The sequence below is a fragment of the Kitasatospora sp. NPDC093679 genome, assembly GCF_040683455.1.
In the GTDB taxonomy this organism is placed as follows: domain Bacteria; phylum Actinomycetota; class Actinomycetes; order Streptomycetales; family Streptomycetaceae; genus Kitasatospora; species Kitasatospora arboriphila.
In genome coordinates, this window is sequence record NZ_JBFBDW010000042.1 from 15,328 (window position 1) to 38,298 (window position 22,971).

Below are 22,971 nucleotides of genomic sequence, written 5' to 3' on the forward strand. Positions count from 1 at the left end.
GGCCAGCACGGGGCGATCAGCGCGGGGCGATCAGCGCGGCCTCGGCGAAGTTGTCCCAGTGGGCGGCCGCGCCGAGCGGGATGCAGGCCCAGTCCTTCATCGGCCGGCCGCCCATCGGATCGAACAGGTGGGCGCCCGGCAGCCGCAGCGCCTCCGCGAGGGCGGGCGTGTCCCGGCCCAACCGGCACACCAACTCGCCCTCGCGCAGGCCGGCGAAGGCCTTGCCCGCGGCGTCCTTCAGACAGGGCATGCCGAACATCTTCGACTGCGTCGCGCCCCGCGGGGCGAGCTCCTCGGCGATCTCCGCGTAGCGCGCGGCCGGGTCCGACGGTTCCGTCATGGCGCCATGGTGGCACCGGGCCCGGAACGGCGGCGCACGCCACGCGGACGGGTCCGGGCCGGCCGGGGCCTTGAGTGCGGACGGTCGGACATGTAAGGATTGAGACCCGTGAGCATCCCTGTACACACGCTTCCCGCCTCCCCGCTCCGCGTCGCCGTGGCGCAGGCCCCGCTCGTCCCGCTGGACATCGCCGCGAACACCGCAACCGCGGCCGCGCTGGTCCGTCGGGCCGCCGCCCGGGGCGCCCGGCTGCTGCTGCTCTCCGAACTCTTCCTGACCGGCTACGAGACCGCCGGCATCGCCGCCGACCCGGACACCCTGACCGTCGCCCCGGACGACCCCCGGCTCGCCCCGCTGGCCGCCGCCTGCGCCGGGACCGGCACCGCCGTGGTGGTCGGCGCCCCCGTCCGCGACCGGGACACCGGCACGCTGCACATCGCCGCCCTCGCCCTGGACGGGACCGGCCGCACGGCCGCCGTCTACCGCAAGCAGTTCGCCACCCCCAACGAGCGCGCCGCCGGCTTCTCCCCCGGCACCGGCGGCTGCACCCTGGAACTCGACGGCTGGCGGCTCGGCATCGGCGTCTGCTGGGACTCCGGTTTCCCCGAGCACGCCCGCGCCGCCGCCCTCGACGGCGCCCACGCCTACCTGGTGGGCGCCCTGTTCGGCACCGGCCCCGGCGCCCACCAGCGCCGCACCGTCTTCCCCGCCCGGGCCCTCGACAACACCCTGTACGTCCTGCTGGCCAACCACGTCGGCCGCTCCGGGCCGTACACCGGTTGCGGGCGCAGCGCCGCCTGGGGCCCGGACGGGCACCTGCTGGCCGAGGCCGCCGAGGACGCACCGGAGCTGCTCACCGTCGACCTCGACCCGGCCGCCCTGGCCCGCGCCCGCACCGACGACCCCGTCCTCCTCCAGCCCGGCCTCACCACCACCCCGCCCCGAACCACCGCCGGCCTGAGCTGACCCGCCGGGGAGCACCATCAGGGGCGCGAGGGGACACCTGTGGCATGCCCCGGAGGAAATACGCCGAGCCGTCGGGCGTTGTGCTGTGCAGGAGGTGTCCCACCATGGGTGACGAGGAGCAGTTCCGCATCGAGCACGATTCGATGGGCGAGGTCCGGGTGCCGGCGGCCGCCAAGTGGCAGGCGCAGACGCAGCGCGCGGTGCAGAACTTCCCGGTCTCCGGCCAGCGGCTGGAGCGCTCGCACATCGCGGCGCTGGCCCGGATCAAGGCCGCCGCGGCGAAGGTCAACGCGGAGCTGGGCGTGCTGGACGCGCCGACGGCGGAGGCGATCGCGGCCGCCGCCGAGGAGGTGGCGGAGGGCCGCTGGGACGACCAGTTCCCGGTGGACGTCTTCCAGACCGGCTCCGGCACCTCGTCCAACATGAACACCAACGAGGTGATCGCCACCCTGGCCGGGGAGCGGCTCGGCCGGCCGGTGCACCCCAACGACCACGTGAACGCGAGCCAGTCGTCGAACGACGTGTTCCCCTCGTCGATCCACGTCGCGGCGACGGGGGCGGTCGGCAACGAGCTGGTGCCGGCGCTGGAGCACCTGGCGGCCGCGCTGGAGCGCAAGTCCGCCGAGTTCGCCGAGGTGGTCAAGTCCGGCCGGACGCACCTGATGGACGCCACGCCCGTCACCCTCGGCCAGGAGTTCGGCGGGTACGCGGCCCAGGTGAGGTACGGCGTGGAGCGGCTGCGTGCCACGCTGCCGCGGGTCGCCGAACTGCCGCTCGGCGGTACGGCGGTGGGTACCGGCATCAACACCCCGCCGGGGTTCTCCGCCGCGGTGATCGCGGAGGTCGCCCGGGCGACCGGGCTGCCGCTCACCGAGGCCCGCGACCACTTCGAGGCCCAGGGCGCCCGCGACGGGCTGGTCGAACTGAGCGGCCAGCTGCGGACGGTGGCGGTCGGCTTCACGAAGATCGCGAACGATCTGCGGTGGATGGGCTCCGGCCCGCGCACCGGTCTCGGCGAGCTCAACCTGCCGGACCTGCAGCCCGGTTCGTCGATCATGCCGGGCAAGGTGAACCCGGTGATCCCCGAGGTGGTGCTGATGGTGGCCGCCCAGGTGATCGGCAACGACACGACCGTGACGGTGGCCGGCGCGAGCGGCAACTTCGAGCTGAACGTGATGCTGCCGGTGATCGCGCGCAACGTGCTGGAGTCGGTGCGGCTGCTGGCGTCGGCGGCCCGGCTGCTGGCCGACCGCACGGTCGACGGGCTGACCGCGAACGCCGAGCGGGCCCGGGAGTACGCGGAGTCCTCGCCGTCGGTGGTCACGCCGCTGAACCGGTACATCGGCTACGAGGAGGCCGCGAAGGTGGCCAAGCAGTCGCTGGCCGAGCGCAAGACGATCCGCCGGGTGGTGCTGGAGCGCGGCTACGTCGAGCGCGGCCTGCTGACGGAGGCGCAGTTGGACGAGGCGCTGGACGTGCTGCGGATGACCCGCCCCTGACGGCCCGTCCGCGGACCGGGTCGCCGGAACGGCCGGTGGAACGGTCGACGGGTGCGGACCGTGGGGTCCGCACCCGTCGGAGGGTTGTCCGTGTCGGTCTCCGTCATCCGCGGCTCCTACCCATCTTCGAGGACATGCCGGTCATCGCCATGGCGATCGCCGCACCCGCCAGGCAGGCCATCACGGCGCCGGTCACGCAGTTGGTCCAGATCGTCCGGTAGAACGCCTGGTCTCCGACGGTCGCCCAGGGGGCGATGATCGTCCAGACGCCGAGCGCCAGTCCGGCGTAGGCGCGTGCGTGGGTGCGCTCGAAGGCGGTCGCGTAGCCGCCCAGCAGGAAGGCGAAGGTGAGACCGCAGATCAGGTTGCTCAGGGTCACGCCCTGGATGCCGCCCGCGGCGGGGAAGAGGGCGAACCCGACCACCCACGGGGAGATCGCCAGGAAGATGCCGGCGATGATGCAGAGCGCCTCGACGCCCTGCGCGAGCATCGTCGAGGTGACGCGCTCGTAGTGTTCACGCATTGCAAGGATGTCCGGATGGCGCTCCATACCCGGAAGCTGGGTCGACACCGGGAACCACCTCCAAGGTCCGTGACGAGGCAGGCGACTGCCCCCATACCCGTCGAGCCCCTTATCTAACCTTTACGCCTGATTATTACCCATTTGTCGTCATTCGGCAGGTCGCTCGACCCTCAGCCCGGCATCGATCCGCAGGAACGCGGCGACCGCCTCGGCCTCCCCGTCCAGCCCGTCCCGCACCGCCGCCGGCAGTGCCCGGAAGGGCTCGACCACCAGGGCGCCCCTCTCCCGCCGCCAGCTGCCGAGCACCCGGCCGTCCGCCACCAGGGCCGGCTTCACGATCCCGCCGCCCGCGTTGATCCGCCGGGCGAACTCCGGCGCCAGCACGGCGTCCCGGTTCCGGTAGCCGATCACGTAGTTGTCGAAGGCCCCGAGCAGCCGCACCACCGGCGGCCCGGCCGGCAGCGACCCGGCACCGGGCGCCGCGAACAGGCCCGGTGCGACCTCCTCCGGCCCGGCCGCGGCGACGGCCCGCCGGGCCTCGCGCACCGGCAGGCCGGACCAGGCGGCGAAGTCGGCGGCCTCCGCCGGACCGAAGGCCGCCAGGTAGCGGCCGGCCAGCTCGGCGGCCGGGTCCTCGGGCGCGGGGCGGCCCTGCGGCAGCGGCAGGTAGCCGGGATCGCGCGGCGTCACGTCGGCGCCTCGGCAGAGCAGCCCGTGCGCCGTCGCCCAGCCCATCAGATGGGCCGGGGCCTGGCCCGTCGGGTCGATCCCGAGGCCCTGGCCGTTCAGCAGCCGGACGAGTTCCGCGCGGCCGCGCGGCACGTCCAGCAGTGCGGGCAGCAGCTCCCCGGCGCGGGCGCAGACCTCCTCGGTGAGCCCGAGTTCGCGGCGCCGCCGGGCACCGGCGGCCAGGTTGCGGGCGGCGAACAGGCCGAGCATCCAGCGCGCGTCCTCGGCGGGCACCAGGTGCAGCGTGCCGCGCATCAGCGCGAGCACCACCGTCTCCCCCGCGGCGAGCGCCCGCCCCGGCTCGGCCGGGTCCGCCACGCCGCGCGCCCGTAGCCCCAGCCGGGCCGCCCCGGCGTCCTGCGCCTGCACACCCCCCGACGCCCCGGCGGCCGCCGCGGCCCGCGTCCGCGCCCGCCCGAACTGCGCCTGCATCCGCCGCCGCAGCAGCTCCACCTCGTCCACCCGGCCATTCTTCCGCCGGGGTGGACCGCGTGAGGTGCGTCTCACGCGGCGCACCCGCATTGCCTATGCAACTCGTTGCATAGCAGGATGCGGGCATGGCACTGGAGCACGCGATCCTCGTCTCCCTCCTGGAGCAGCCCGGGTCGGGCTACGAACTGGCCCGCCGCTTCGACCGCTCCATCGGGCGCTTCTGGACGGCCACCCACCAACAGATCTACCGGGTGCTGCGGCGGATGGAGGCGGACGGCTGGGTCGCCGCAGAGGAGGTCGCCCAGGACGGGCGGCCGGACAAGAAGGTGTACTCGGCGACCGCGGCGGGCCGCGGTGTCCTGGTCGGCTGGCTGCGCGAGCCGGTCGAACCGGAGACCGTCCGGCACGAACTCGCCGTGAAGATCCGCGCCGCCGCCTTCGACGACCCGGCCGCGCTCGTCCCCGAGGTCGAGCGGCACCGCGCGGAGCACGCCGCCCTGCTCGCCCGCTACCTCTCCGGCGAGCAGCGCGACTTCCCCGAACCGGACGCCCTCGACGCCCAGCAGCGCCTCCAGCACGTGGTGCTGCGCGGCGGCATCGAGTACGAGCGGATGATCCTCGCCTGGCTGGACGACGTGCTCGCCACCCTGCACCGCCTGCAAGCCACGCCACCCTCGACCCCTGGGACCTGATGATGCAGCTGTTCAACCCGCGCTCCTACGACCCCGCGCAGTTCGACGACACCACCCGCCGGTTGCTGCGCGCCACCGTCGACTGGTTCGAGTCGCGCGGCAAGAAGGCGCTGATCGACACCTACATCGACCGCGCCTGGTACGCGGACTTCCTGGAGTTCGCCGCCAAGGAGGGCCTGTTCGCGGAGTTCCTGACGCCGTCCTCGGCCGACCCGGCGAAGCGCTGGGACACCGCCCGGATCGCCGAGCTCAACGAGATCCTCGGCTTCTACGGCCTCGGCTACTGGTACACCTGGCAGGTCACCATCCTCGGCCTCGGCCCGGTCTGGCAGAGCGAGAACGAGGCCGTCCGCGCCCGTGCCGCGCAGCTGCTCTCCGAGGGCCACGTGATGGCCTTCGGCCTGTCCGAGCGCAGCCACGGCGCCGACATCTACTCCACCGACATGGTGCTGACCCCGGACGGCGAGGGCGGCTTCACCGCCACCGGCTCCAAGTACTACATCGGCAACGGCAACGTGGCCGGCCTGGTGTCGGTCTTCGGCCGCCGCTCCGACGTGGAGGGCCCGGAGGGCTACGTCTTCTTCGCCGCCGACAGCCGGCACGAGGCGTACCACCTGGTCAAGAACGTGGTGAACGCGCAGATGTACGTCAGCGAGTTCCGCCTGGAGGAGTACCCGGTGCGCGCCGAGGACGTGCTGCACACCGGCAAGGCCGCCTTCGACGCCGCGCTGAACACCGTCAACGTCGGCAAGTTCAACCTGTGCACCGCCTCGATCGGCATCTGCGAGCACGCGATGTACGAGGCCGTGACGCACGCCCACAACCGGGTGCTGTACGGCAAGCGGGTCACCGAGTTCGCCCACGTGAAGCGCGAACTGACGGACGCGTACGCGCGACTGGTCGCGATGAAGCTGTTCAGCTCCCGCTCGGTGGACTACTTCCGCACCGCCTCGCCGGAGGACCGTCGCTACCTGCTCTTCAACCCGATGACCAAGATGAAGGTCACCACCGAGGGCGAGAAGGTCATCGACCTGATGTGGGACGTCATCGCGGCCAAGGGCTTCGAGGCGGACACCTACTTCGACAAGGCCGCCAAGGACATCCGCGGCCTGCCGAAGCTGGAGGGCACCGTCCACGTCAACCTGGCGCTGATCCTCAAGTTCATGGGCAACTACCTGTTCAACCCGGCCGGGTTCGCGCCGGTGCCGAACCGGGTGGACGCCGCGGACGACGAGTTCCTGTTCCGCCAGGGCCCGGCCCGGGGCCTCGGCGCGATCCGCTTCCACGACTGGCGCACCGCCTACGACGCGCACGCCGCCGTGCCGAACGTGGCCCGCTTCCGCGAGCAGGCGGACGGCCTCTGCGCGCTGCTGCTCGCCCACGCGCCGAGCGCCGAGCAGCAGCAGGACCTGGACTTCCTGCTGGAGATCGGCCAGCTCTTCGCGCTGGTCGTCTACGGCCAGCTGGTGCTGGAGCAGGCGGAGCTGACCGGCCTCGACGGCGACGTCCTGGACCAGATCTTCGACGCCCTGGTGCGGGACTTCTCCGCGCACGCCACCGAACTGCACGGCAAGTCCTCCACCACCGAGGAGCAGGCCGCCTGGGCGCTGGCGCACGTCCGCCGCCCGGTGGCCGACGCCGAGCGCGCCGCCCGGGTCTGGGCGAAGGTCGAGGCGCTGTCCGGCGCCTACGAGATGCAGCCGTAGGTCGGTCCCGGGAGGGGGTGCCGCCTCTCCGGCACCCCCTCCGCCCTGCCCGTCAGAAGGTCAGTTTCCAGCCGGCGATCGTGCCGGTGTCCTGCGCGGCCACGTCCTGAACCTTCAACTTCCAGGTGCCGTTGGCCACTTCGCTGGAGGCGTTGACGGTGTAGGTGGTGATCACGTTGTCGGCCGAGTCGTTGGAGCTGGAGTTCTTCAGCCGGTAGCTGCTGCCGTCCGGTGCGACCAGGTCGATCACCAGGTCACCGCGCCAGGTGTGCTTGATGTCCACGCCGACCTGCAGCGCGGCGGGCGCGTTGCCGGCCACCCCGGAGACGGTGATCGAGGAGGTCACCGCGGCCCCCGCGTCCGGGATCGCCACGGCGGTGGTGTTCTCGAAGACCTTGCCGGGCGGCGGCGCGCTCTCGGTGCCGAGCGTCCAGACCGCGTGGGCGATCGCGTCGCTCATCCGGTCCAGGGCGGTGTCGTCGATGTTGGCGCTGGTGTCGCAGGACGCGTGGTAGCAGCGGTCGAAGGCCTGGCCCGCGGTGCCGCCCCACTTGCTCGCCTGGGCGCTGGTCTTGGTGTAGTCGGCGCCGCTGAACAGGCCGCCGACCGGGATGCCGGCGTTCTTGAACGGTGCGTGGTCGGAGCGGCCGTCGCCCTCGGTCTCCGGCTCGGTGGCCACGCCGATCCCGGAGAAGTACGTCTTGAACAGGTTGTCCAGCTTGGTGTCGTCGTCGTAGACGAAGTAGCCGGGGTTCGGCGAGCCGATCATGTCGAAGTTGAGGTACGCCTCGATGCTCGAACGATCGGTGCCGGAAAGGCTGTTGACGTAGTTCTTGGAGCCGACCATGCCGTACTCCTCGGCGCCCCACCAGCCGAACCGCAGGTGCTTGGTGGGCTGCAGGCCGGCCCGCGACACGGCGAGCGCGACCTCCAGGATGCCGGCCGAGCCGGAACCGTTGTCGTTGATCCCGGGCCCGCCGGTGACGGAGTCCAGGTGGGAGCCGGCCATCACCGTGTGCGAGGCGTCGCCGCCCGGCCAGTCGGCGATCAGGTTGTAGCCGGTGGCGCCGTTGTACGTGAAGGTCTTCAGCGCGGTGGTGTAGCCGGCCGCGTCGAGCTTGGCCTTCACGTAGTCGACCGAGGCCTTGTACCCGGCCCGGCCGTGCGCCCGGTTGCCGCCGTTGGCGGTGGCTATGGACTGCAGCTGGGCGAGGTGCGCCTTGACGTTGGCGACCGGGATGTCGGGGGCCGCCGCGAGCGCGGCAGCGGGGGCGGGCCCGGCGGACGCGGAGGGGGCGAGCAGCGTCGCGGCGAGCGTGGCGGCGGCGACGGCGGCCAGGGCGGCGGGACGGCGCAGGCGGGATCGCCGCTGCGCACGCCGGAGGGCATGCAGGGACACGTAGGACTCCGGATTCCGGTGGGGCAGAACGGGACCTGACGGTGCGGCCGCCCGGTGGGGTGGGGGTGGGCGGCCGTGAATTTGACGCGCTCATGATAGTCAGGCTTCGGTCAAGCCTCCGTCAAGAGGCCTTCACGCAACGGCCGTTCGCCTGACCCCCGTTCACCGGCTCGACCCCGGACGGAGCAGCACCGGGCGCCGGTCGGGTCCGTGCCCGGCACAGTGGCCAGGAGTGCCCCCGCTGCGAAAGGCCTGCCGTCGTGCCGCCGAACCCCCGCCCCCGCCCCCTCCGCCGCCTGCTGGCCGCCGCGCTGCTGGCCACCGCCCTGCTGCCCGCCGCCCCGGCCGCCGCGGCCGAACACCTGCGCACCGTCTACGGCCGCCCCGTCCCCTTCGGCGACGGCGCCGCACACACCTACGCCCGCCTGCGCGGCGACGAGCCCGTCGAGATCGGCGTCGCCCTGACCCGCGGCTCGCTGACCGACCTGCCCACCGAACCCGCCGACGGCCGGCACTGCTACGACCGGGACGGTGACGGCACCGTCGACCCCATGCACGAGTGCGCCGGCGGCCACGAGTACGCGCTCGCCCTGCCCCGGGCCCTGCGCGGCCTGCCCGGGATGCCGCTGGACTTCGCCCTGCTCGACTGGGACCCGGCCGGCCACGGCCCGCCGAAGGTCTACGACCGCCCCCACTTCGACGTGCACTTCTACCTGCAGTCCGACGCCGAACGGCAGGCGATCCGCCCCGGCCCGTGCGGCATCCTGATCGACTGCACCGACTACGCGACCGCGACGAAGCCGCTGCCGCCCGAATACCTGCCCGCCGACTACACCGACAAGGGCCTCGCCCAGGTCGCCATGGGCAACCACCTCACCGACCTCACCGGCGAGGAGTGGCACGGCGGAGGATTCACCCGCACCTTTGTGTACGGCACCTACGACGCCCGGATCACCTTCCTGGAGCCGATGGTCACGCTCGCCGCGCTGCAGGCCGCCGAGGGCGCCGACCCGGCCGACGCGTGCCGGCCGGTCAAGCAGCCTCAGGCCTGGCAGGTGCCCGGCTGGTACCCGCGCGCCTACTGCGTGCGGCACTCGGCCGAGAGCGGCGAGTACACCGTCTCCCTGGAGGACTTCGCCCGGCACGCCTGAGACCCGCCGCCCCACCCGACCCCACCTGGAGGCCCCATGCCGCCCGTCGGACTGCTCGCCCGCATCGAGGCCAAGCCGGAACACGCCGAGGAGGTCGCCGAGCTGCTGCTCGGCGCGCTGCCGATGGCCGTCGAGGAGGTGGACACCCGGACCTGGTTCGCCTTCCGCGAGAGCGAGACCGTCTTCGGCATCTTCGACACCTTCGACGACGCCCAGGGCCGCGAGTACCACCTCCAGGGCCGGATCGCCGCCGCCCTCATGGAGGCCGCCCCCCGCCTCCTCGCCGCCCCGCCCGACATCCGCTACGTGGACGTCCTCGCGGCGGCGCTGCCGTAGGAGGGCGGCGGGACCGGCACCCCTGGGGGTGCAGCCGGGCACGGACGTACGGTGGACGTGGAGAGGCTCAGCCATGTACTACCCCGACCGCGAGGAAGCGGGCCGCCGGCTGGCGGCCGAACTGCAGCGGTGGCGCGGGGCCGACCCGGTCGTGGTGGCGCTGCCGCGCGGGGGCGTCCCGGTCGCCGCGCCGGTGGCCCGGGCGCTGCGGGCGCCGCTGGACATCTGTGTGATCCGCAAGCTCGGCGTGCCCTTCCAGCCGGAGCTGGGCATGGGGGCGATCGGCGAGGGCGGCGCCCGGGTGGTCAACGACGCGGTGGTGCGCGGTGCCCGGGTCTCGCCCGAGCAGCTCGCCGAGGTCGAGCGGGAGGAGCGGGCCGAGCTGGAGCGCCGCGCCGAGCGGTACCGCCGGGGCCGCTCGCCCGTTCCGCTGACCGGCCGGACGGTGATCGTGGTGGACGACGGGGTGGCGACCGGCTCGACCGCGCTGGCGGCCTGCCGGATCGTCCGTGCCCGCGGGGCGGCCCGGGTGGTGCTGGCGGTGCCGGTGGCGCCGCAGGACTGGGCGGCCCGGCTGGGCGGGGACGTCGACGACCTGGTCTGCCCGCACACCCCGGCCCGGTTCTGGGCGATCGGCGAGTTCTACACGGACTTCTCGCAGACCTCGGACGCCGAGGTGATCGCCCTGCTCGACGAGGCCGCGGCCCGGCAGCAGCAGCCTGAGGACCCGGAGATCACCCTGGAGGCGGGCGGCGTGGAGCTGCTGGGGGTGCTGACCCGGCCGCAGGACGCCCTCGGCCTGGTGCTGTTCGCGCACGGCAGCGGCAGCGGCCGGCTCAGTCCGCGCAACCGGTACGTGGCGGGCGAACTCAACCGGGCCGGGCTGGCGACGCTGCTGTTCGACCTGCTCACCCCGGCGGAGGAGATCGACCGGGAGAAGGTCTTCGACACGGAGCTGCTCGGCCGGCGGCTGGCGGAGGTGACCCGGCTGGTCACGGCGCGGCCGGACTGCGCCGGACTGCCGGTCGGCTACTTCGGCGCGAGCACCGGCGCGGCCGCGGCGCTGCGGGCGGCCGCCGAGCCGGGTCTGCGGGTGGCCGCGGTGGTCTCCCGCGGCGGGCGCCCTGACCTGGCAGGGCCGGTGCTGGGCGGGGTGTCGGCGCCGGTGCTGCTGATCGTCGGCGGGGCCGACCGCACGGTGCTGGAGCTGAACCGGCGGGCACAGGCGCAGCTGGGGGCGCCGGCGTCGCTGGCGGTCGTCCCGGACGCCGGCCACCTCTTCGAGGAACCCGGTGCGCTGGAGGCGGTCGCCGCCCTGGCCGCGGACTGGTTCGCGCAGCACCTCTCACCCGTGGCCCGATGACTGGGCAATCCGTACAGCCCGCCAGGCCCCGACCTGCTCACCTTGTACACATTGATCAGTGGAAATCGCAGCTGTTGCCCAACCTCCGGACCGAGGGCAAGCTCTGCGCAACCGCTACCGCCCGACCCCTCGCGGTGCGGAGAACCTCAACGTGGAGGAGCACCGATGACCGCCAACGCCGTGGAACTCACCCCCGCCGAGCTGGAGGCCGGCCTCGACGCCGAGCAGCTCCGCACGCTCGTCGGCCTGGTCGAGCACGACCCCGCGGGCGACCCCTTCCCGGTGACCGCCCAGGACGCGGTGGTGTTCGTCGTCGGCAACGCCACCCAGACGGCGCAGTTCTACCAGGCCGTGTTCGGCATGGAGCTGGTCGCCTACTCCGGCCCGGAGACCGGCCGCCGCGACCGCAAGGCCTTCGTGCTGCGCTCCGGCTCGTGCCGCTTCGTGATCAAGGGCGGTGTCTCCCCGGACAGCCCGCTGCTGGACCACCACCGCCGGCACGGCGACGGCGTGGTCGATCTGGCGCTGGAGGTGCCGGACGTCGACAAGTGCATCGCGCACGCCCGCGCCCAGGGCGCCACCGTCCTGGAGGAGCCGAACGACGTCTCCGACGAGAACGGCACCGTGCGCCGCGCCGCGATCGCCACCTACGGCGAGACCCGGCACACCCTGATCGACCGCTCCCGCTACAACGGCCCGTACCTGCCCGGCTACGTCGTCGCCGAGACCAAGGTGCAGCGGCCCGCGGGCGCGCCGAAGCGGCTCTTCCAGGCGCTGGACCACGCGGTCGGCAACGTGGAGCTCGGCCGGATGGACGAGTGGGTCTCGTTCTACAACCGGGTCATGGGCTTCGTGAACATGGCCGAGTTCGTCGGCGACGACATCGCCACCGAGTACTCCGCGCTGATGTCCAAGGTCGTCGCGAGCGGCAACCACCGGGTGAAGTTCCCGCTGAACGAGCCGGCGATCGCGAAGAAGAAGTCGCAGATCGACGAGTACCTGGAGTTCTACACCGGCGCCGGCTGCCAGCACATGGCCCTCGCCACCAACGACATCCTCACCACCGTCGACGTGCTGCGTTCGCGCGGCGTCGAGTTCCTCAACACCCCGGACTCCTACTACGACGACCCGGCGCTGCGCGAGCGGATCGGCAAGGTCCGCGTGCCGATCGAGGAGCTGAAGTCCCGCGGCATCCTGGTCGACCGCGACGAGGACGGCTACCTGCTGCAGATCTTCACCAAGCCGATCGGCGACCGCCCGACCGTCTTCTACGAGTTCATCGAGCGGCACGGTTCGCTGGGCTTCGGCAAGGGCAACTTCAAGGCGCTCTTCGAGGCCATCGAGCGCGAGCAGGAGAAGCGCGGAAACCTCTGACCCACCCCCTGACGAGGAGACCGGGACATGGCGCACTACCGGCAGCTGGGCGACATCCCGCCCAAGCGGCACACCCAGCACCGCACGCCCGAGGGCGGGCTGTACTACGAGGAGTTGATGGGCGAGGAGGGCTTCAGCTCGGACTCCTCGCTGCTCTACCACCGGGGCATCCCCTCGGCGATCGTGGACGCCCGGCCGTGGGATCTGCCGAGCCAGGCCACCACGCCCAACCTTCCGCTGATCCCCCGCCACCTGAAGCTGCACCAGCTCTTCGGCGAGGAGTGGAAGGGCACCGACGTGGTGGCCGGGCGCCGCCTCGTCCTCGGCAACTCCGACGTGCGGATCTCGTACGTGGTCGCCGGGGCGCCCAGCGAGCTGTACCGCAACGGGCTCGGCGACGAGTGCGTGTACGTGGAGGACGGCGAGGCCACCGTGGAGACGGTGTTCGGCTCGCTGGACGTCCACCGCGGCGACTACGTGATCATCCCGCGGGCCACCACGCACCGCTGGGTGCCCACCGGCGACGGCCCGCTGCGCGCGTACTGCATCGAGGCGAACAGCCACATCACCCCGCCGAAGCGCTACCTGTCCCGGTTCGGGCAGCTGCTGGAGCACGCGCCGTACTGCGAGCGGGACCTGCGTGGGCCGGTCGGGCCGCTGCTGGTCGACGGCGCCGACGTCGACGTGCTGGTCAAGCACCGCGGCACCAACGGCGTGGTCGGCACCCGCTACACCGTGCCGCACCACCCGTTCGACGTGGTCGGCTGGGACGGCTGCCTGTACCCGTACGCCTTCAACGTCGAGGACTACGAGCCGATCACCGGCCGGATCCACCAGCCGCCGCCGGTGCACCAGGTGTTCGAGGGCAACAACTTCGTCATCTGCAACTTCGTGCCGCGCAAGGTGGACTACCACCCGCTGTCGATCCCGGTGCCGTACTACCACTCCAACGTGGACAGCGACGAGGTCATGTTCTACTGCGGCGGCGACTACGAGGCCCGCAAGGGCTCGGGCATCGGCCAGGGCTCGATCTCGCTGCACCCCGGCGGCCACACCCACGGCCCGCAGCCGGGCGCGTACGAGCGCTCGATCGGCGTCGAGTTCTTCGACGAGCTCGCCGTCATGGTCGACACCTTCAAGCCGCTGGAGCTCGGCGAGGGCGGCACCGCGAGCGAGGACCCGGGCTACGCCTGGACGTGGTCGGGCGGACGGGGGCCGGGCCGGTGACGCCGCTGTACGCAGGGCTCTTCGACGACGCCGCGCTCTTCCCGCCCGGCGACCTGCCGCTCGCCGAGGCGGTGCCGGCCCACCGCGGCCACCGCACCGCCTGGTACGCGGAGACGGTCGGCCCGTTCCTCTGCGGCCCCGGCAAGCTGGCCGAGCTGGTGCGCACCGCCGGCCCCGGCCCGCTGCCGGTCGGGCTGGTGCTGCCGGGGGGCGGCGCGGGCCCGGCTGCGGCGCTCAAGGAGGCCGTCGGCCTCGACGTGGTGAGCATCGAGATCGCCACCGACGACGTCGCCGCCACCGTGGCGCAGCTCGCCGCCGAACTGCCCGAGGGCATCGCCGCGGCCGTCGAACTGCCGCGCGACGGCCGGACGGAGGACTCACTGGACGCCCTGGCCGGCACCCCCCACCGGGCCAAGTACCGCACCGGCGGGCTCACCGCCGGGGCCTTCCCGCCGGTCGGCGAGCTGGCCGCCTTCCTGGTCGGCTGCGCCGAGCGGGCGGTGCCGTACAAGTGCACCGCCGGGCTGCACCACGCCGTCCGGCACACCGACCCGGCGACCGGCTTCGAGCACCACGGCTTCCTCAACGTGCTGCTGGCCGCCGCCGCGGGCGACCGGGACGGCGCGGTGGCGGCGCTGGAGGAGCGCTCGCCCGCCGTGGTCGCCGCCGCGGTCGCCGCACTGACGGGCGACCGGGTCGCCGCCGCCCGCCGCTCCTTCACCTCCTTCGGCACCTGCAGCATCGCCGAACCCCTCGCCGACCTGGCCGACCTCGGCCTGCTCCACCCACCCACGCTGGAGGACCGTTGACCTGGCTCGCCATCCCGCAGGACTCGCCGTACGGCATCCACAACCTGCCGTACGGCGTCTTCAGCGCGAACGACCAGCCCGGCCGCCGCCGGATCGGCGTCCGGATCGGCGACCACGTGCTGGACGCCGGCGCGGCCGCCCGGGCCGTCGGCGCACCGTCCGTGCTGCTCGACGCCGACACCCTCAACCCGCTGATGGCGGCCGGCCACCGCACCTGGCGCGAGGTCCGCGGCGCCGTCACCGAGTGGCTCGGCGACGAGGCGCACCGCCCGGCGGTCGCCCCCTGCCTGCTGCCGCTCGCCGAGGTCGAACTGCACCTGCCGTTCGAGGTCGCCGACTACGTCGACTTCTACGCCTCCGAGCACCACGCCTCCAACCTCGGCCGGATCTTCCGCCCGGGCTCGGAGCCGCTCACCCCCAACTGGAAGCACCTGCCGATCGGCTACCACGGCCGGGCCGGCACGGTGGTCGTCTCCGGCACGCCGGTCGTCCGCCCGAGCGGCCAGCGCAAGGCCCCCGCCGACGCGGCGCCGAGCTTCGGCAAGTCCCGCCGGCTCGACATCGAGGCCGAGGTCGGCTTCGTCGTCGGCGCGCCGAGCGAGCTCGGCACGGCCGTCCCGATGTCGGCCTTCCGCGAGCACGTCTTCGGCGTCTGCCTGCTCAACGACTGGTCCGCACGCGACATCCAGGCGTGGGAGTACGTGCCGCTCGGCCCCTTCCTGGGCAAGTCCTTCGCCACCTCGGTCTCGCCCTGGATCGTCCCGCTGGACGCCCTGGAGCACGCCCGGGTCGCGCCGCCCGCCCGCGACGTGGAGCCGCTCGGCTACCTCGACGACCGGGGCGGCGAGCCCTGGGGCCTCGACCTGGCCATCGAGGTGTCGCTGAACGGGCACCGGATCTCCCGGCCGCCGTTCGCCACCATGTACTGGACGGCCGCCCAGCAGCTCGCCCACATGACGGTCAACGGCGCCTCGCTGCGCACCGGCGACCTGTTCGCCTCCGGCACCGTCAGCGGCCCCGAGGTGGACACCCGCGGCGCCCTGATCGAGCTCACCTGGAACGGCGAGAACCCGGTCAAGCTGCCCGACGGCACCACCCGCACCTTCCTGGAGGACGGCGACGAGGTGGTGATGACCGCCACCGCCCCCGGCCCCGACGGCAGCCGGATCGGCTTCGGCGAGGTCACCGGCCGCATCCTGCCCTGACCCGCGGGCTGCCCCGGCGCACCGCCCGGTCGCCTGCCCCGCCCGCCCCGTTCAGCCGGGGTGGACGGGGCAGGCGACCGGGCGGAAGGTCTTCCGCGGCCCGCTGACCGGACGCAGTTCTGCCTGCCAGCGGTCGTCGATCACCCCGCGGCTGAGCCGCAGCAGCTGGTTGGCCCCCTCGGCCAGTCGGCCCCGGTAGTCGTCGACCGCCGCTCCGTCCTCGGCCACCGCCAGGGCGACGCCCTCGACGAAGCAGATCGGGCAGCCCTCGGTCAGCCGCACCGAGGTGCTCACCGGCTCGTCCGCGATGCCCTGGACGAGCACCGTGCCGAACGGCGCCACCGCCAGGACCAGGAGTCTCGGACCGTCCGCCCGCTCCGCCGCCGCCAGGATCTCCCCCCGCAGCTCCGCGGGGGCGGCGACTCTGACCCGGCCGAGCACCGCGACGGCGAGCGCGACCTGCAGCAGGGCCAACGCCAGCACCGCGAAGACGACCGGCACCAGCCAGCCCGCGCCCGGCCCGAGCCCCCGCCACAGCGCGATCCCGCCCACGACCACGATCAGCGCCATGCTGCCCGCGTTGGGGCCGCGCCGGAAGGTCGTCCGTCCGAGCAGCAGCACCAGCGCCACCGCGAGGGTGATGTCCAGAAAGGTTCCCATGCCCGCCCCTCACCGCCGGTCCCGCCGACCGGTCACCCGTATCGTTTCCCCCGGCACGGCCATCGAGACGGGAGCAGGGGCATGAGTGTGCAGGTCCGACGGGACGGCGGGGCGGGGCGGATCGTCCTGGACCGGCCGAGGGCGCTGAACGCGCTGACCCACGGGATGCTCCTGGAGATCCGCGACACCCTGCTGGCCTGGGCCGACGACGACGCCGTGCGCACCGTGGTGCTCACCGGGGCCGGGGAGCGCGGGTTGTGCGCGGGCGCCGACATCCGGGAGCTCCACGACGACGCGCGGGCCGGCGGGGCCGGCGCCCGGGTGTTCTTCGCCGACGAGTACCGGCTGAACCACCTGATCTCCCGCTACCCCAAGCCGTACGTCGCCGTGATGGACGGCATCACCATGGGCGGCGGCGTCGGCCTCTCCGGGCACGGCTCCGTCCGGGTCGTCACCGAGCGGTCGAACGTCGCCATGCCGGAGACCCGGATCGGCCTGATGCCGGACGTCGGCGGCAGCCGGCTGCTCGCCCTCGCCCCCGGCGGGCTCGGCACCCACCTGGCGCTCACCTCCGGCTCGATGGGCCCCGGCGACGCGCTGCTGTGCGGCTTCGCCGACCACTTCGTGCCCGTCGCCGCGCTGGAGTCGTTCACCGCCGCGCTCGCCGGCACCGACCCGGCCGAGGCGCTCGCCGCGCACGCCGCCGAACCGCCGGCCGCCGCCCTCGCCGGGCACCGCGGCTGGATCGACCACTGCTACGCCCCCGACACCGTCGAGGAGATCCTCGACCGCCTCGACGCCGCCGGCGAGAGCGCGGCGGCCGCGGCCGCCGCGGAGATCCGCGCCAAGTCGCCGACCGCCCTCAAGGTCACCCTCGCCGCGCTGCGCCGGGCCCGCGGCCACCGCGGCCTCGGCGAGACCCTGGAGCAGGAGTACGTGATCTCCTGCGCCGCGCTGGACTCGCACGACCTGGTCGAGGGGATCCGCGCCCAGGTGGTCGACAAGGACCGCAACCCGCAGTGGAAGCCGGCCGCGCTCGCCGACGTCACCGCCGAGGACGTGGCCCGCTTCTTCGCACCGACCGGCGACCCGCTCGGCCTGGGCCCGGCCTGAGGTGACGACCGTCTCGCCTGGCGAGACTGGCGCACCGACCGGTCGGTCGGAGATCGTATCCACCGTCAGGACGCGCGCCGAGCGGCGGCGCAGCGAAGGGAGTCAAGGACGATGACCGAGTACGAGACGATCCTGGTGGACCGCAAGGGCCGGGTCGGCATCATCACGCTCAACCGGCCGAAGGCGCTCAACGCGCTGAACACGCAGCTGATGAACGAGGTCGTGGCCGCCGCCACCGCCTTCGACCGCGACCCGGAGATCGGCTGCCTGGTCGTCACCGGCTCGGAGAAGGCCTTCGCGGCCGGCGCCGACATCAAGGAGATGCAGGGCAACCGCTTCCCCGACGTCTACCTGGACGACTGGCTCGGCCCGTGGGACCGGCTCGGCCAGCTCCGCAAGCCCGTGGTCGCCGCGGTCGCCGGCTTCGCCCTCGGCGGCGGCTGCGAGCTCGCCATGCTCTGCGACATCCTGATCGCCGCCGACACCGCGAAGTTCGGCCAGCCGGAGATCAAGCTCGGCGTCATCCCCGGCATCGGCGGCTCGCAGCGGCTCACTCGCGCCGTCGGCAAGGCCAAGGCGATGGAACTCTGCCTGACCGGCCGGATGATGGGCGCCGAGGAGGCCGAGCGGGCCGGCCTGGTCTCCCGGATCGTCCCCGCCGCCGACCTGCTGACCGAGGCGATGGCCGTCGCGGAGACCGTCGCCGCGATGTCGGCGCCGGCCGCGGTGATGATGAAGGAGAGCGTCAACCGCGCCTTCGAGACCACCCTCGCCGAGGGCGTCCGCTTCGAGCGCCGGCTGTTCCACGCGGCCTTCGCCACGGCCGACCAGAAGGAGGGCATGGCCGCCTTCGCCGAGAAGCGCAAGCCCGAGTTCCAGGGCCGCTGACGGCCCGTCGGCCCCGCCCGGCCCCGGTGCGCGATCCATTGCGCACCGGGGCCGCCGCCTGCGACGATCGCAGCTCGCGACAGCAGGGGGGTTCGACCATGTGGAGTTTCTTCCGCCGGCGCCGGAACGGTGGGGCCGCACCGGCCGACGCCCCGCCGCCCGCACCCGCCGCGACCGCGGCACGAGCGGCCGCCCCGGCCCGCAGCGGCGCCGGCCCGGCGATCAGCCTCGACAAGCTGCAGGCCACCGCGCCCTCCCTGGTGTCGCTGTACAAGACGGCCGGGGTCTCGCTGCGCAAGCAGGGCCTGGACGGCCGGCGCGCCGCCGTCTACCTGGTGCTCGACCACTCCGCCTCGATGAGCGGGCTCTACCGGGACGGCTCGGTGCAGCGCCTCGCCGAGCAGTCGCTGGCGCTCTCCGCCAACCTCGACGACGACGGCACCGTCCCGGTGGTGCTCTTCAACGACCGGGCGTACGAGGCGCAGGAGGTCGTGATCGGGCGGCACGACGGCGCGGTGCAGCAGGTGCGGGCGGCGGTCGGCGCCAAGTTCGGCGGCACCCGGTACGCCCCGGCGATGAAGGCGGTGCTGAAGCACTACGCGGAGTGCGGGGCGACCGACCCGGCCTTCGTGATCTTCCAGACGGACGGCGCCGCCTTCGACAAGAAGGACGTGCTGGCGCTGATCCGCTCCTCCTCGCAGCTGCCGGTCTTCTGGCAGTTCCTCGGCTTCGGCGAGCACGACGCCAAGCACTTCGCCTTCCTCCGCTCGCTGACCGGCCTGGCCGGCCGGGCCACGCCGAACGCCGGCTTCTGCGCGACCGGCCGCCACCCGCGCTCGCTCGCCGACGACACGCTGTACGGGCGGCTGCTGGCCGCCTACCCCGCCTGGCTGGAGGCGGCGAAGGCGGCCGGCGTCACCGGCTGACCGTCACGGCTCCGACGCCACGGGCCCGGCGGCCGGCGGTTCCGGACTGCGCGGTTCGGGACTGCGCGGTTGCGGCGGTACGGCGGGCGGCACCGGCGTGGCGAGCCGGGCCAGGCCGCTGCGGGTGGCGGCGACCACGACCCGGTCGCCGGCCGCCAGCCGGCGGGCCCGGTCCGCGAAGTTCCACTGCAGGTCGGCGGGCCGCCGGGCGAGCCGGACGGCGAGCACCCGGACGCCGCCGGGCTGCTCGATGCCGTGCAGGTCCTGACCTGCCAGGCCCGAGGCGTCGTCGACGGCGACCTCGGCGATCAGCAGGACGTGCCGGTACACCGAGAGGGTGCCCAGCACCTCACGGCCCATCAGCGCCGCGGCGAAGGCCGGCGCGGACAGGTACGAGACGGAGCGGGAGGCGACGTTGCCGAGCGTCGCGTAGACGTGGTGCGCGAAGTCGTCATCGAACAGCCGGACCACGATCCGCATGTCCGGCCGGACGGCGCGGGCCTCCAGCGCCGCCTCCAGGTTCGCCGCGTCGTCGCTGGTGACGGCGGCCAGCGCCCGGGCCCTGTGGATCCGGGCCCGGCGCAGCTGGCTCTCCAGCGGGGCGTCACCGACCAGCACCGGGATGCCCCGCGCCCGGACGGCCGCGATGCCGCGGGCCTGCGGGTCCCGTTCGACGCAGACCACCGGTACGCCGGTGTCCTGCACCAGGGTGGCCACCCGGATGCCGACGCTGCCGAGGCCGACCACCACGACGTGGCCGCGCACCCCGGCGCTCGGGGCCCGGGGGACGCCGCGGCGGCCGCTGGCCAGCGCCTCGACCACGACGGCGGTCGCCACCGGCATGAAGGTGATCCCGCAGAAGGTGATGACCACCTGGGCGGCCCTGGCCCAGATCCCGCCCGGCGCACCCGCCGCCGGATCGTCCGGCTGGGCGGCGCCGGCGAGGTCGAGCAGCGCGAGGTAGAGCGTCCAGCCGACGTCCCGGTGGGCGAGGTAGAGCACGGCGGTGCTGAGCAGCACGGCGGCGAACGCGGTGCTGAGCACCAGCCGCATCCGGACGCCGGTGACGTAGCGCAGCGCGTCGAGCAGCGTCCAGCGCAGCCGGGAGGTCCACGGGATGCGCAGCAGCGGTTCGGAGCCGAGGGCCTGCAGGGCGGCCAGCCCTCCCCGGCCGGCGGCCGGTGCGGGCGGGCCGGCGGGGTCGGTGCCGGGCGGGCCGTTGTCGCCGTATCTTCGCGCCAGTTCGATGAACTCGGCCGCGCGGCCGGCGGTCTCCGGCAGCAGCCGCAGCCGGGACAGGTCCTGCCGGTCGATCCGGTCGGCGACCAGGCAGAGCCGGCCCGCGCCGATGTCCTCGTCGTACGCGACGTAGAGGTAGCGTCCGCCGACCGGCACCGAGTTGGGGCGGCCGAGGACGCCGTTGGCGAAGGCCGGGGCGGCGGTGGCGGAGCCGGAGAGGGCCGCGCAGTTGGGCAGCAGCCGTTCGATGTGTTCGCCGAGCCGCTGGTTGAACATCCGCAGCACGATCCGGATGCCCGGGTTGGTGCCCTGGGCGGTCAGCGCCGCGTGGATGTTCTGCTGGTCGTCGCCGTCGACCAGGGCGATGCCGAGCGCGCCTTCGACCCCGGCGGCCCGCAGCGCCTCCTCGGTCACCGTGCCGTGCTCCAGTACGGCGGCGACGCCGGGCAGCCGCCCGATCCGCGGCCCGTGGTCGCGGTCCCGGTCGGGCAGCACGGCGACCACCGGGACCTCGTAGTGCTCCGTCAGCTCCAGCACCAGCCGGTGGGCCAGCGCGTTCCCGCCGCACACGATGTAGTGCCCGCGGTGTCCGTCCCCTGTCATACCGGTGAAGCGTATGCGCAGAATCCTTCCGGCGGGCGGCCGGAAGGTGTCTGACGTGTGATCAGTTCGATGTGCCGCGGCCGGTGTTGCGCGGTCTCCCGGTGCGGTGTCAGGCGGTGGCGGTGACGCCGGCGACGAGGAGCAGCAGGACGGAGGAGACGGCGGTCATCCGGCGGGCCGCGGTCGGGGTGGAGCCGAGGGTGGTGCGGGCGCGGCCGGCGGCCAGGGCGACGGCGGCGTAGACCACGGCGCAGGACAGGACGTTGAGCGCGCCGAGGGCGAGGACCTGGCCGCCGACCGGGAGGGCGGCCGCGGGGTCGACGAACTGCGGGACGAGGGAGAGGTAGAGCAGCAGGCCCTTGGGGTTGAGCAGGGCGGTGAGGACGCTCTGCCGCAGCACGGCGCGGGCGGGCTGGGGCCGGGCCTCGGGCAGGCTGCCGCCGTCGCGGCGCAGCGAGAGCAGCATGGTGACGGCGAGCACCGCGAGGTAGGCGGCGCCGGCCCAGCGGAGGGTGGGCAGGACGGCGGGGACGGCGCGCAGGGCGGCGGCGAGTCCGGCGGCGGAGAGCAGGGTGTGGACGGTGTAGCCGGCGCAGACCCCGGCTACGGCGAGCAGCGCGGCGCGGCGGCCCTGGCCGAGCCCGCGGGCGGCGATGAGCAGCCAGTCGGGTCCGGGGGTGCAGACCAGCAGGAGGTCCACCCCCAGGAAGAGGATCAGGGCGTGTACGTCCATGGCGGTGCGGTGCTCTCCGTGGCCGGCGGTCGGGTGTCGGTGACCGAAGGTAGCCGGAAGGGCTGAGCAGCCGATGACCTGTTTGCGCAGTTCAGCGAGGTCGTTTGGCAGAATGTTGCGCCATGGACCGCACTGACCGCAGAATCCTCCACGAGCTCCAGCAGGACGGCCGGCTGACCAACGCCGAGCTGGCCGACCGGGTCGGCCTGACGCCCTCGCCCTGCCTGCGGCGGGTGCGGCAGCTGGAGCGGTCCGGGGTGATCCGCGGGTACCGGGCGATGCTGGACGGCGCGGCGGTCGGCTGCGGCTTCCAGCCCTTCGTGACGGTGGTGATGCGGCACGAGGACCGGGCGACGGTCGCCGAGTTCGAGCAGCGGGTGGCCGAGCTGCCCGAGGTGGTCGAGGCGCACCGGCTGTTCGGCGACCCGGACTACCTGCTGAAGATCGCGGTGGCGGACGTCGCCGCGTACGAGCGGTTCATCACCGACGTGCTGTCCGGCCTGCCGGGGATCGCGCAGGTCAACTCGCTGATGACGATGAAGCGGGTGAAGGAGGACACCGGCCTGCCCGTCCGGCCCGCCGCGGGCTCCCGCGGCTGATCCCCGTCGCACCGGGACCCGTCGCACCCGGACCCGCCGCCCCCGGTCCCCGCCACGCGGCCACCCGTGCGGGTGGTCCCCGCCCGCCGTTCGGCAGCCCAGCGATTGCCGCCCCCGCGGACCGGCCGGACACTCGGAAAGGCCCGGAACACGGACGACGGAACGAGGTGGAGACCATGGCGGTCTGCGTGGTGTGCAAGAACGACTACTGGCTGTCCTTCGAGATCAAGACGGTCAGCGGCGACACGTACACCTTCGACAGCTTCGAGTGCGCGATGGAGAAGCTCGCGCCGCGCTGCGAGCACTGCAGCGTGCGGATCGTCGGCCACGGTGTGGAGGTGGCCGGCATGTTCTTCTGCTGCGGCAACTGTGCGCGGGCCAACGGCGGGCTGGGCGACCAGATCCGCGACGCGGTCGGCGCCCACCCCGGCAGCTGAGCCGGCGGCCCGGCCGCCGCCC

The 22,971-nt window shown here is 73.7% G+C and carries 23 protein-coding genes; 16 read left to right on the forward strand and 7 right to left on the reverse strand.

Annotated features, from left to right (window positions below; translation table 11 throughout):
- Positions 1–16 precede the first annotated feature (16 nt).
- Entirely contained in the window at positions 17–340 is a 324-nt protein-coding gene (locus tag AB0O09_RS27915) for a hypothetical protein (RefSeq protein WP_363545940.1), read from the reverse strand.
- A 108-nt stretch (positions 341–448) separates the two neighbouring features.
- Between AB0O09_RS27915 and AB0O09_RS27920 the strand changes: the two genes are divergently transcribed.
- Positions 449–1,306 carry a carbon-nitrogen hydrolase family protein gene (locus tag AB0O09_RS27920; RefSeq protein WP_363545943.1) on the forward strand — a complete coding sequence of 286 codons (858 nt, stop codon included), beginning with the start codon at positions 449–451 and terminating at the stop codon, positions 1,304–1,306.
- Positions 1,307–1,410: 104 nt separating this feature from the next.
- A complete protein-coding gene (locus tag AB0O09_RS27925) occupies positions 1,411–2,805 on the forward strand; it encodes a class II fumarate hydratase (RefSeq protein WP_363545945.1) in 1,395 nt (464 codons plus the stop codon).
- Between the two features lie 103 nt (positions 2,806–2,908).
- Here AB0O09_RS27925 and AB0O09_RS27930 read toward each other — a convergent pair whose 3' ends face one another.
- Both AB0O09_RS27930 and AB0O09_RS27935 read right to left on the reverse strand, forming a co-directional pair.
- On the reverse strand, positions 2,909–3,328 hold the full coding sequence (locus tag AB0O09_RS27930; protein WP_363545948.1) for an SPW repeat protein: 420 nt from the start codon (positions 3,326–3,328) through the stop codon (positions 2,909–2,911).
- Between the two features lie 147 nt (positions 3,329–3,475).
- Positions 3,476–4,519 carry a winged helix DNA-binding domain-containing protein gene (locus AB0O09_RS27935; RefSeq protein WP_363545950.1) on the reverse strand — a complete coding sequence of 348 codons (1,044 nt, stop codon included), beginning with the start codon at positions 4,517–4,519 and terminating at the stop codon, positions 3,476–3,478.
- A gap of 95 nt (positions 4,520–4,614) precedes the next feature.
- On the opposite strand from AB0O09_RS27935, the gene AB0O09_RS27940 reads away from it, so the two are divergent.
- Together AB0O09_RS27940 and AB0O09_RS27945 are read left to right on the forward strand one after the other, a co-directional pair.
- Positions 4,615–5,181 (forward strand): PadR family transcriptional regulator, encoded by a 567-nt coding sequence (locus AB0O09_RS27940; RefSeq protein WP_363545952.1) that lies wholly within the window; start codon positions 4,615–4,617, stop codon positions 5,179–5,181.
- Positions 5,181–6,887 carry an acyl-CoA dehydrogenase family protein gene (locus AB0O09_RS27945; protein ID WP_363545955.1) on the forward strand — a complete coding sequence of 569 codons (1,707 nt, stop codon included), beginning with the start codon at positions 5,181–5,183 and terminating at the stop codon, positions 6,885–6,887. The genes AB0O09_RS27940 and AB0O09_RS27945 overlap by 1 nt, the downstream gene beginning before the upstream one ends.
- Before the next feature lie 52 nt (positions 6,888–6,939).
- On the opposite strand, the gene AB0O09_RS27950 is transcribed toward AB0O09_RS27945, so the two are convergent.
- Positions 6,940–8,280 (reverse strand): M28 family metallopeptidase, encoded by a 1,341-nt coding sequence (locus AB0O09_RS27950; RefSeq protein WP_363546042.1) that lies wholly within the window; start codon positions 8,278–8,280, stop codon positions 6,940–6,942.
- Between the two features lie 266 nt (positions 8,281–8,546).
- Here AB0O09_RS27950 and AB0O09_RS27955 point away from each other — a divergent pair, with 266 nt between their 5' ends.
- The 7 genes from AB0O09_RS27955 to fahA all read left to right on the forward strand — a co-directional run bounded on the left by AB0O09_RS27955 (position 8,547) and on the right by fahA (position 15,751).
- On the forward strand, positions 8,547–9,437 hold the full coding sequence (locus AB0O09_RS27955) for a hypothetical protein (RefSeq protein ID WP_363545957.1): 891 nt from the start codon (positions 8,547–8,549) through the stop codon (positions 9,435–9,437).
- A gap of 36 nt (positions 9,438–9,473) precedes the next feature.
- Complete coding sequence (locus AB0O09_RS27960) at positions 9,474–9,773, forward strand: antibiotic biosynthesis monooxygenase (RefSeq protein ID WP_344623677.1); 300 nt, start codon at positions 9,474–9,476, stop codon at positions 9,771–9,773.
- Between the two features lie 73 nt (positions 9,774–9,846).
- Positions 9,847–11,136, forward strand: a complete 1,290-nt coding sequence (locus tag AB0O09_RS27965; protein WP_363545961.1) for a phosphoribosyltransferase family protein — start codon at positions 9,847–9,849, stop codon at positions 11,134–11,136.
- A gap of 165 nt (positions 11,137–11,301) precedes the next feature.
- Positions 11,302–12,510: a 4-hydroxyphenylpyruvate dioxygenase gene (hppD, locus tag AB0O09_RS27970; protein WP_363545964.1), complete on the forward strand. Its 1,209-nt coding sequence runs from the start codon at positions 11,302–11,304 to the stop codon at positions 12,508–12,510.
- A gap of 27 nt (positions 12,511–12,537) precedes the next feature.
- Positions 12,538–13,737 carry a cupin domain-containing protein gene (locus AB0O09_RS27975; RefSeq protein WP_363545967.1) on the forward strand — a complete coding sequence of 400 codons (1,200 nt, stop codon included), beginning with the start codon at positions 12,538–12,540 and terminating at the stop codon, positions 13,735–13,737.
- Complete coding sequence (locus AB0O09_RS27980) at positions 13,734–14,546, forward strand: hypothetical protein (RefSeq protein ID WP_363545970.1); 813 nt, start codon at positions 13,734–13,736, stop codon at positions 14,544–14,546. The genes AB0O09_RS27975 and AB0O09_RS27980 overlap by 4 nt, the downstream gene beginning before the upstream one ends.
- Positions 14,543–15,751 carry a fumarylacetoacetase gene (fahA, locus tag AB0O09_RS27985; protein WP_363545972.1) on the forward strand — a complete coding sequence of 403 codons (1,209 nt, stop codon included), beginning with the start codon at positions 14,543–14,545 and terminating at the stop codon, positions 15,749–15,751. Before AB0O09_RS27980 ends, fahA begins: the two co-directional genes overlap by 4 nt.
- Before the next feature lie 51 nt (positions 15,752–15,802).
- Here fahA and AB0O09_RS27990 read toward each other — a convergent pair whose 3' ends face one another.
- Entirely contained in the window at positions 15,803–16,411 is a 609-nt protein-coding gene (locus AB0O09_RS27990; protein ID WP_363545975.1) for a hypothetical protein, read from the reverse strand.
- Positions 16,412–16,492: 81 nt separating this feature from the next.
- Between AB0O09_RS27990 and AB0O09_RS27995 the strand changes: the two genes are divergently transcribed.
- The 3 genes from AB0O09_RS27995 to AB0O09_RS28005 all read left to right on the forward strand — a co-directional run bounded on the left by AB0O09_RS27995 (position 16,493) and on the right by AB0O09_RS28005 (position 19,338).
- Entirely contained in the window at positions 16,493–17,524 is a 1,032-nt protein-coding gene (locus AB0O09_RS27995; protein WP_363545978.1) for an enoyl-CoA hydratase/isomerase family protein, read from the forward strand.
- Positions 17,525–17,635: 111 nt separating this feature from the next.
- Positions 17,636–18,412, forward strand: a complete 777-nt coding sequence (locus AB0O09_RS28000; protein WP_095872351.1) for an enoyl-CoA hydratase — start codon at positions 17,636–17,638, stop codon at positions 18,410–18,412.
- Positions 18,413–18,510: 98 nt separating this feature from the next.
- A complete protein-coding gene (locus tag AB0O09_RS28005; RefSeq protein WP_363545981.1) occupies positions 18,511–19,338 on the forward strand; it encodes a VWA domain-containing protein in 828 nt (275 codons plus the stop codon).
- Positions 19,339–19,341: 3 nt separating this feature from the next.
- Here the strand turns inward: AB0O09_RS28005 and AB0O09_RS28010 are convergent, their stop codons facing one another.
- Together AB0O09_RS28010 and AB0O09_RS28015 are read right to left on the reverse strand one after the other, a co-directional pair.
- A complete protein-coding gene (locus tag AB0O09_RS28010; protein ID WP_363545984.1) occupies positions 19,342–21,180 on the reverse strand; it encodes an NAD-binding protein in 1,839 nt (612 codons plus the stop codon).
- 109 nt (positions 21,181–21,289) lie between these two features.
- A complete protein-coding gene (locus AB0O09_RS28015; RefSeq protein ID WP_363545986.1) occupies positions 21,290–21,913 on the reverse strand; it encodes a LysE family translocator in 624 nt (207 codons plus the stop codon).
- Between the two features lie 122 nt (positions 21,914–22,035).
- On the opposite strand from AB0O09_RS28015, the gene AB0O09_RS28020 reads away from it, so the two are divergent.
- A complete protein-coding gene (locus AB0O09_RS28020) occupies positions 22,036–22,512 on the forward strand; it encodes an Lrp/AsnC family transcriptional regulator (RefSeq protein WP_344623665.1) in 477 nt (158 codons plus the stop codon).
- Between the two features lie 176 nt (positions 22,513–22,688).
- Positions 22,689–22,949 carry a hypothetical protein gene (locus AB0O09_RS28025; protein WP_030265899.1) on the forward strand — a complete coding sequence of 87 codons (261 nt, stop codon included), beginning with the start codon at positions 22,689–22,691 and terminating at the stop codon, positions 22,947–22,949.
- The last annotated feature ends 22 nt before the right edge of the window (positions 22,950–22,971 follow it).

Coding starts and splice junctions, on each gene's coding strand:
- AB0O09_RS27915 (WP_363545940.1), bottom strand. CDS start 340: ATGACGGAACCGTCGGACCCGGCCGCGCGCTACGCGGAGATCGCCGAG.
- AB0O09_RS27925 (WP_363545945.1), top strand. CDS start 1,411: ATGGGTGACGAGGAGCAGTTCCGCATCGAGCACGATTCGATGGGCGAG.
- AB0O09_RS27930 (WP_363545948.1), bottom strand. CDS start 3,328: ATGCGTGAACACTACGAGCGCGTCACCTCGACGATGCTCGCGCAGGGC.
- AB0O09_RS27940 (WP_363545952.1), top strand. CDS start 4,615: ATGGCACTGGAGCACGCGATCCTCGTCTCCCTCCTGGAGCAGCCCGGG.
- AB0O09_RS27945 (WP_363545955.1), top strand. CDS start 5,181: ATGATGCAGCTGTTCAACCCGCGCTCCTACGACCCCGCGCAGTTCGAC.
- AB0O09_RS27960 (WP_344623677.1), top strand. CDS start 9,474: ATGCCGCCCGTCGGACTGCTCGCCCGCATCGAGGCCAAGCCGGAACAC.
- AB0O09_RS27965 (WP_363545961.1), top strand. CDS start 9,847: ATGTACTACCCCGACCGCGAGGAAGCGGGCCGCCGGCTGGCGGCCGAA.
- hppD (WP_363545964.1), top strand. CDS start 11,302: ATGACCGCCAACGCCGTGGAACTCACCCCCGCCGAGCTGGAGGCCGGC.
- AB0O09_RS27975 (WP_363545967.1), top strand. CDS start 12,538: ATGGCGCACTACCGGCAGCTGGGCGACATCCCGCCCAAGCGGCACACC.
- AB0O09_RS27990 (WP_363545975.1), bottom strand. CDS start 16,411: ATGGGAACCTTTCTGGACATCACCCTCGCGGTGGCGCTGGTGCTGCTG.
- AB0O09_RS27995 (WP_363545978.1), top strand. CDS start 16,493: ATGAGTGTGCAGGTCCGACGGGACGGCGGGGCGGGGCGGATCGTCCTG.
- AB0O09_RS28000 (WP_095872351.1), top strand. CDS start 17,636: ATGACCGAGTACGAGACGATCCTGGTGGACCGCAAGGGCCGGGTCGGC.
- AB0O09_RS28005 (WP_363545981.1), top strand. CDS start 18,511: ATGTGGAGTTTCTTCCGCCGGCGCCGGAACGGTGGGGCCGCACCGGCC.
- AB0O09_RS28010 (WP_363545984.1), bottom strand. CDS start 21,180: ATGACAGGGGACGGACACCGCGGGCACTACATCGTGTGCGGCGGGAAC.
- AB0O09_RS28015 (WP_363545986.1), bottom strand. CDS start 21,913: ATGGACGTACACGCCCTGATCCTCTTCCTGGGGGTGGACCTCCTGCTG.
- AB0O09_RS28020 (WP_344623665.1), top strand. CDS start 22,036: ATGGACCGCACTGACCGCAGAATCCTCCACGAGCTCCAGCAGGACGGC.
- AB0O09_RS28025 (WP_030265899.1), top strand. CDS start 22,689: ATGGCGGTCTGCGTGGTGTGCAAGAACGACTACTGGCTGTCCTTCGAG.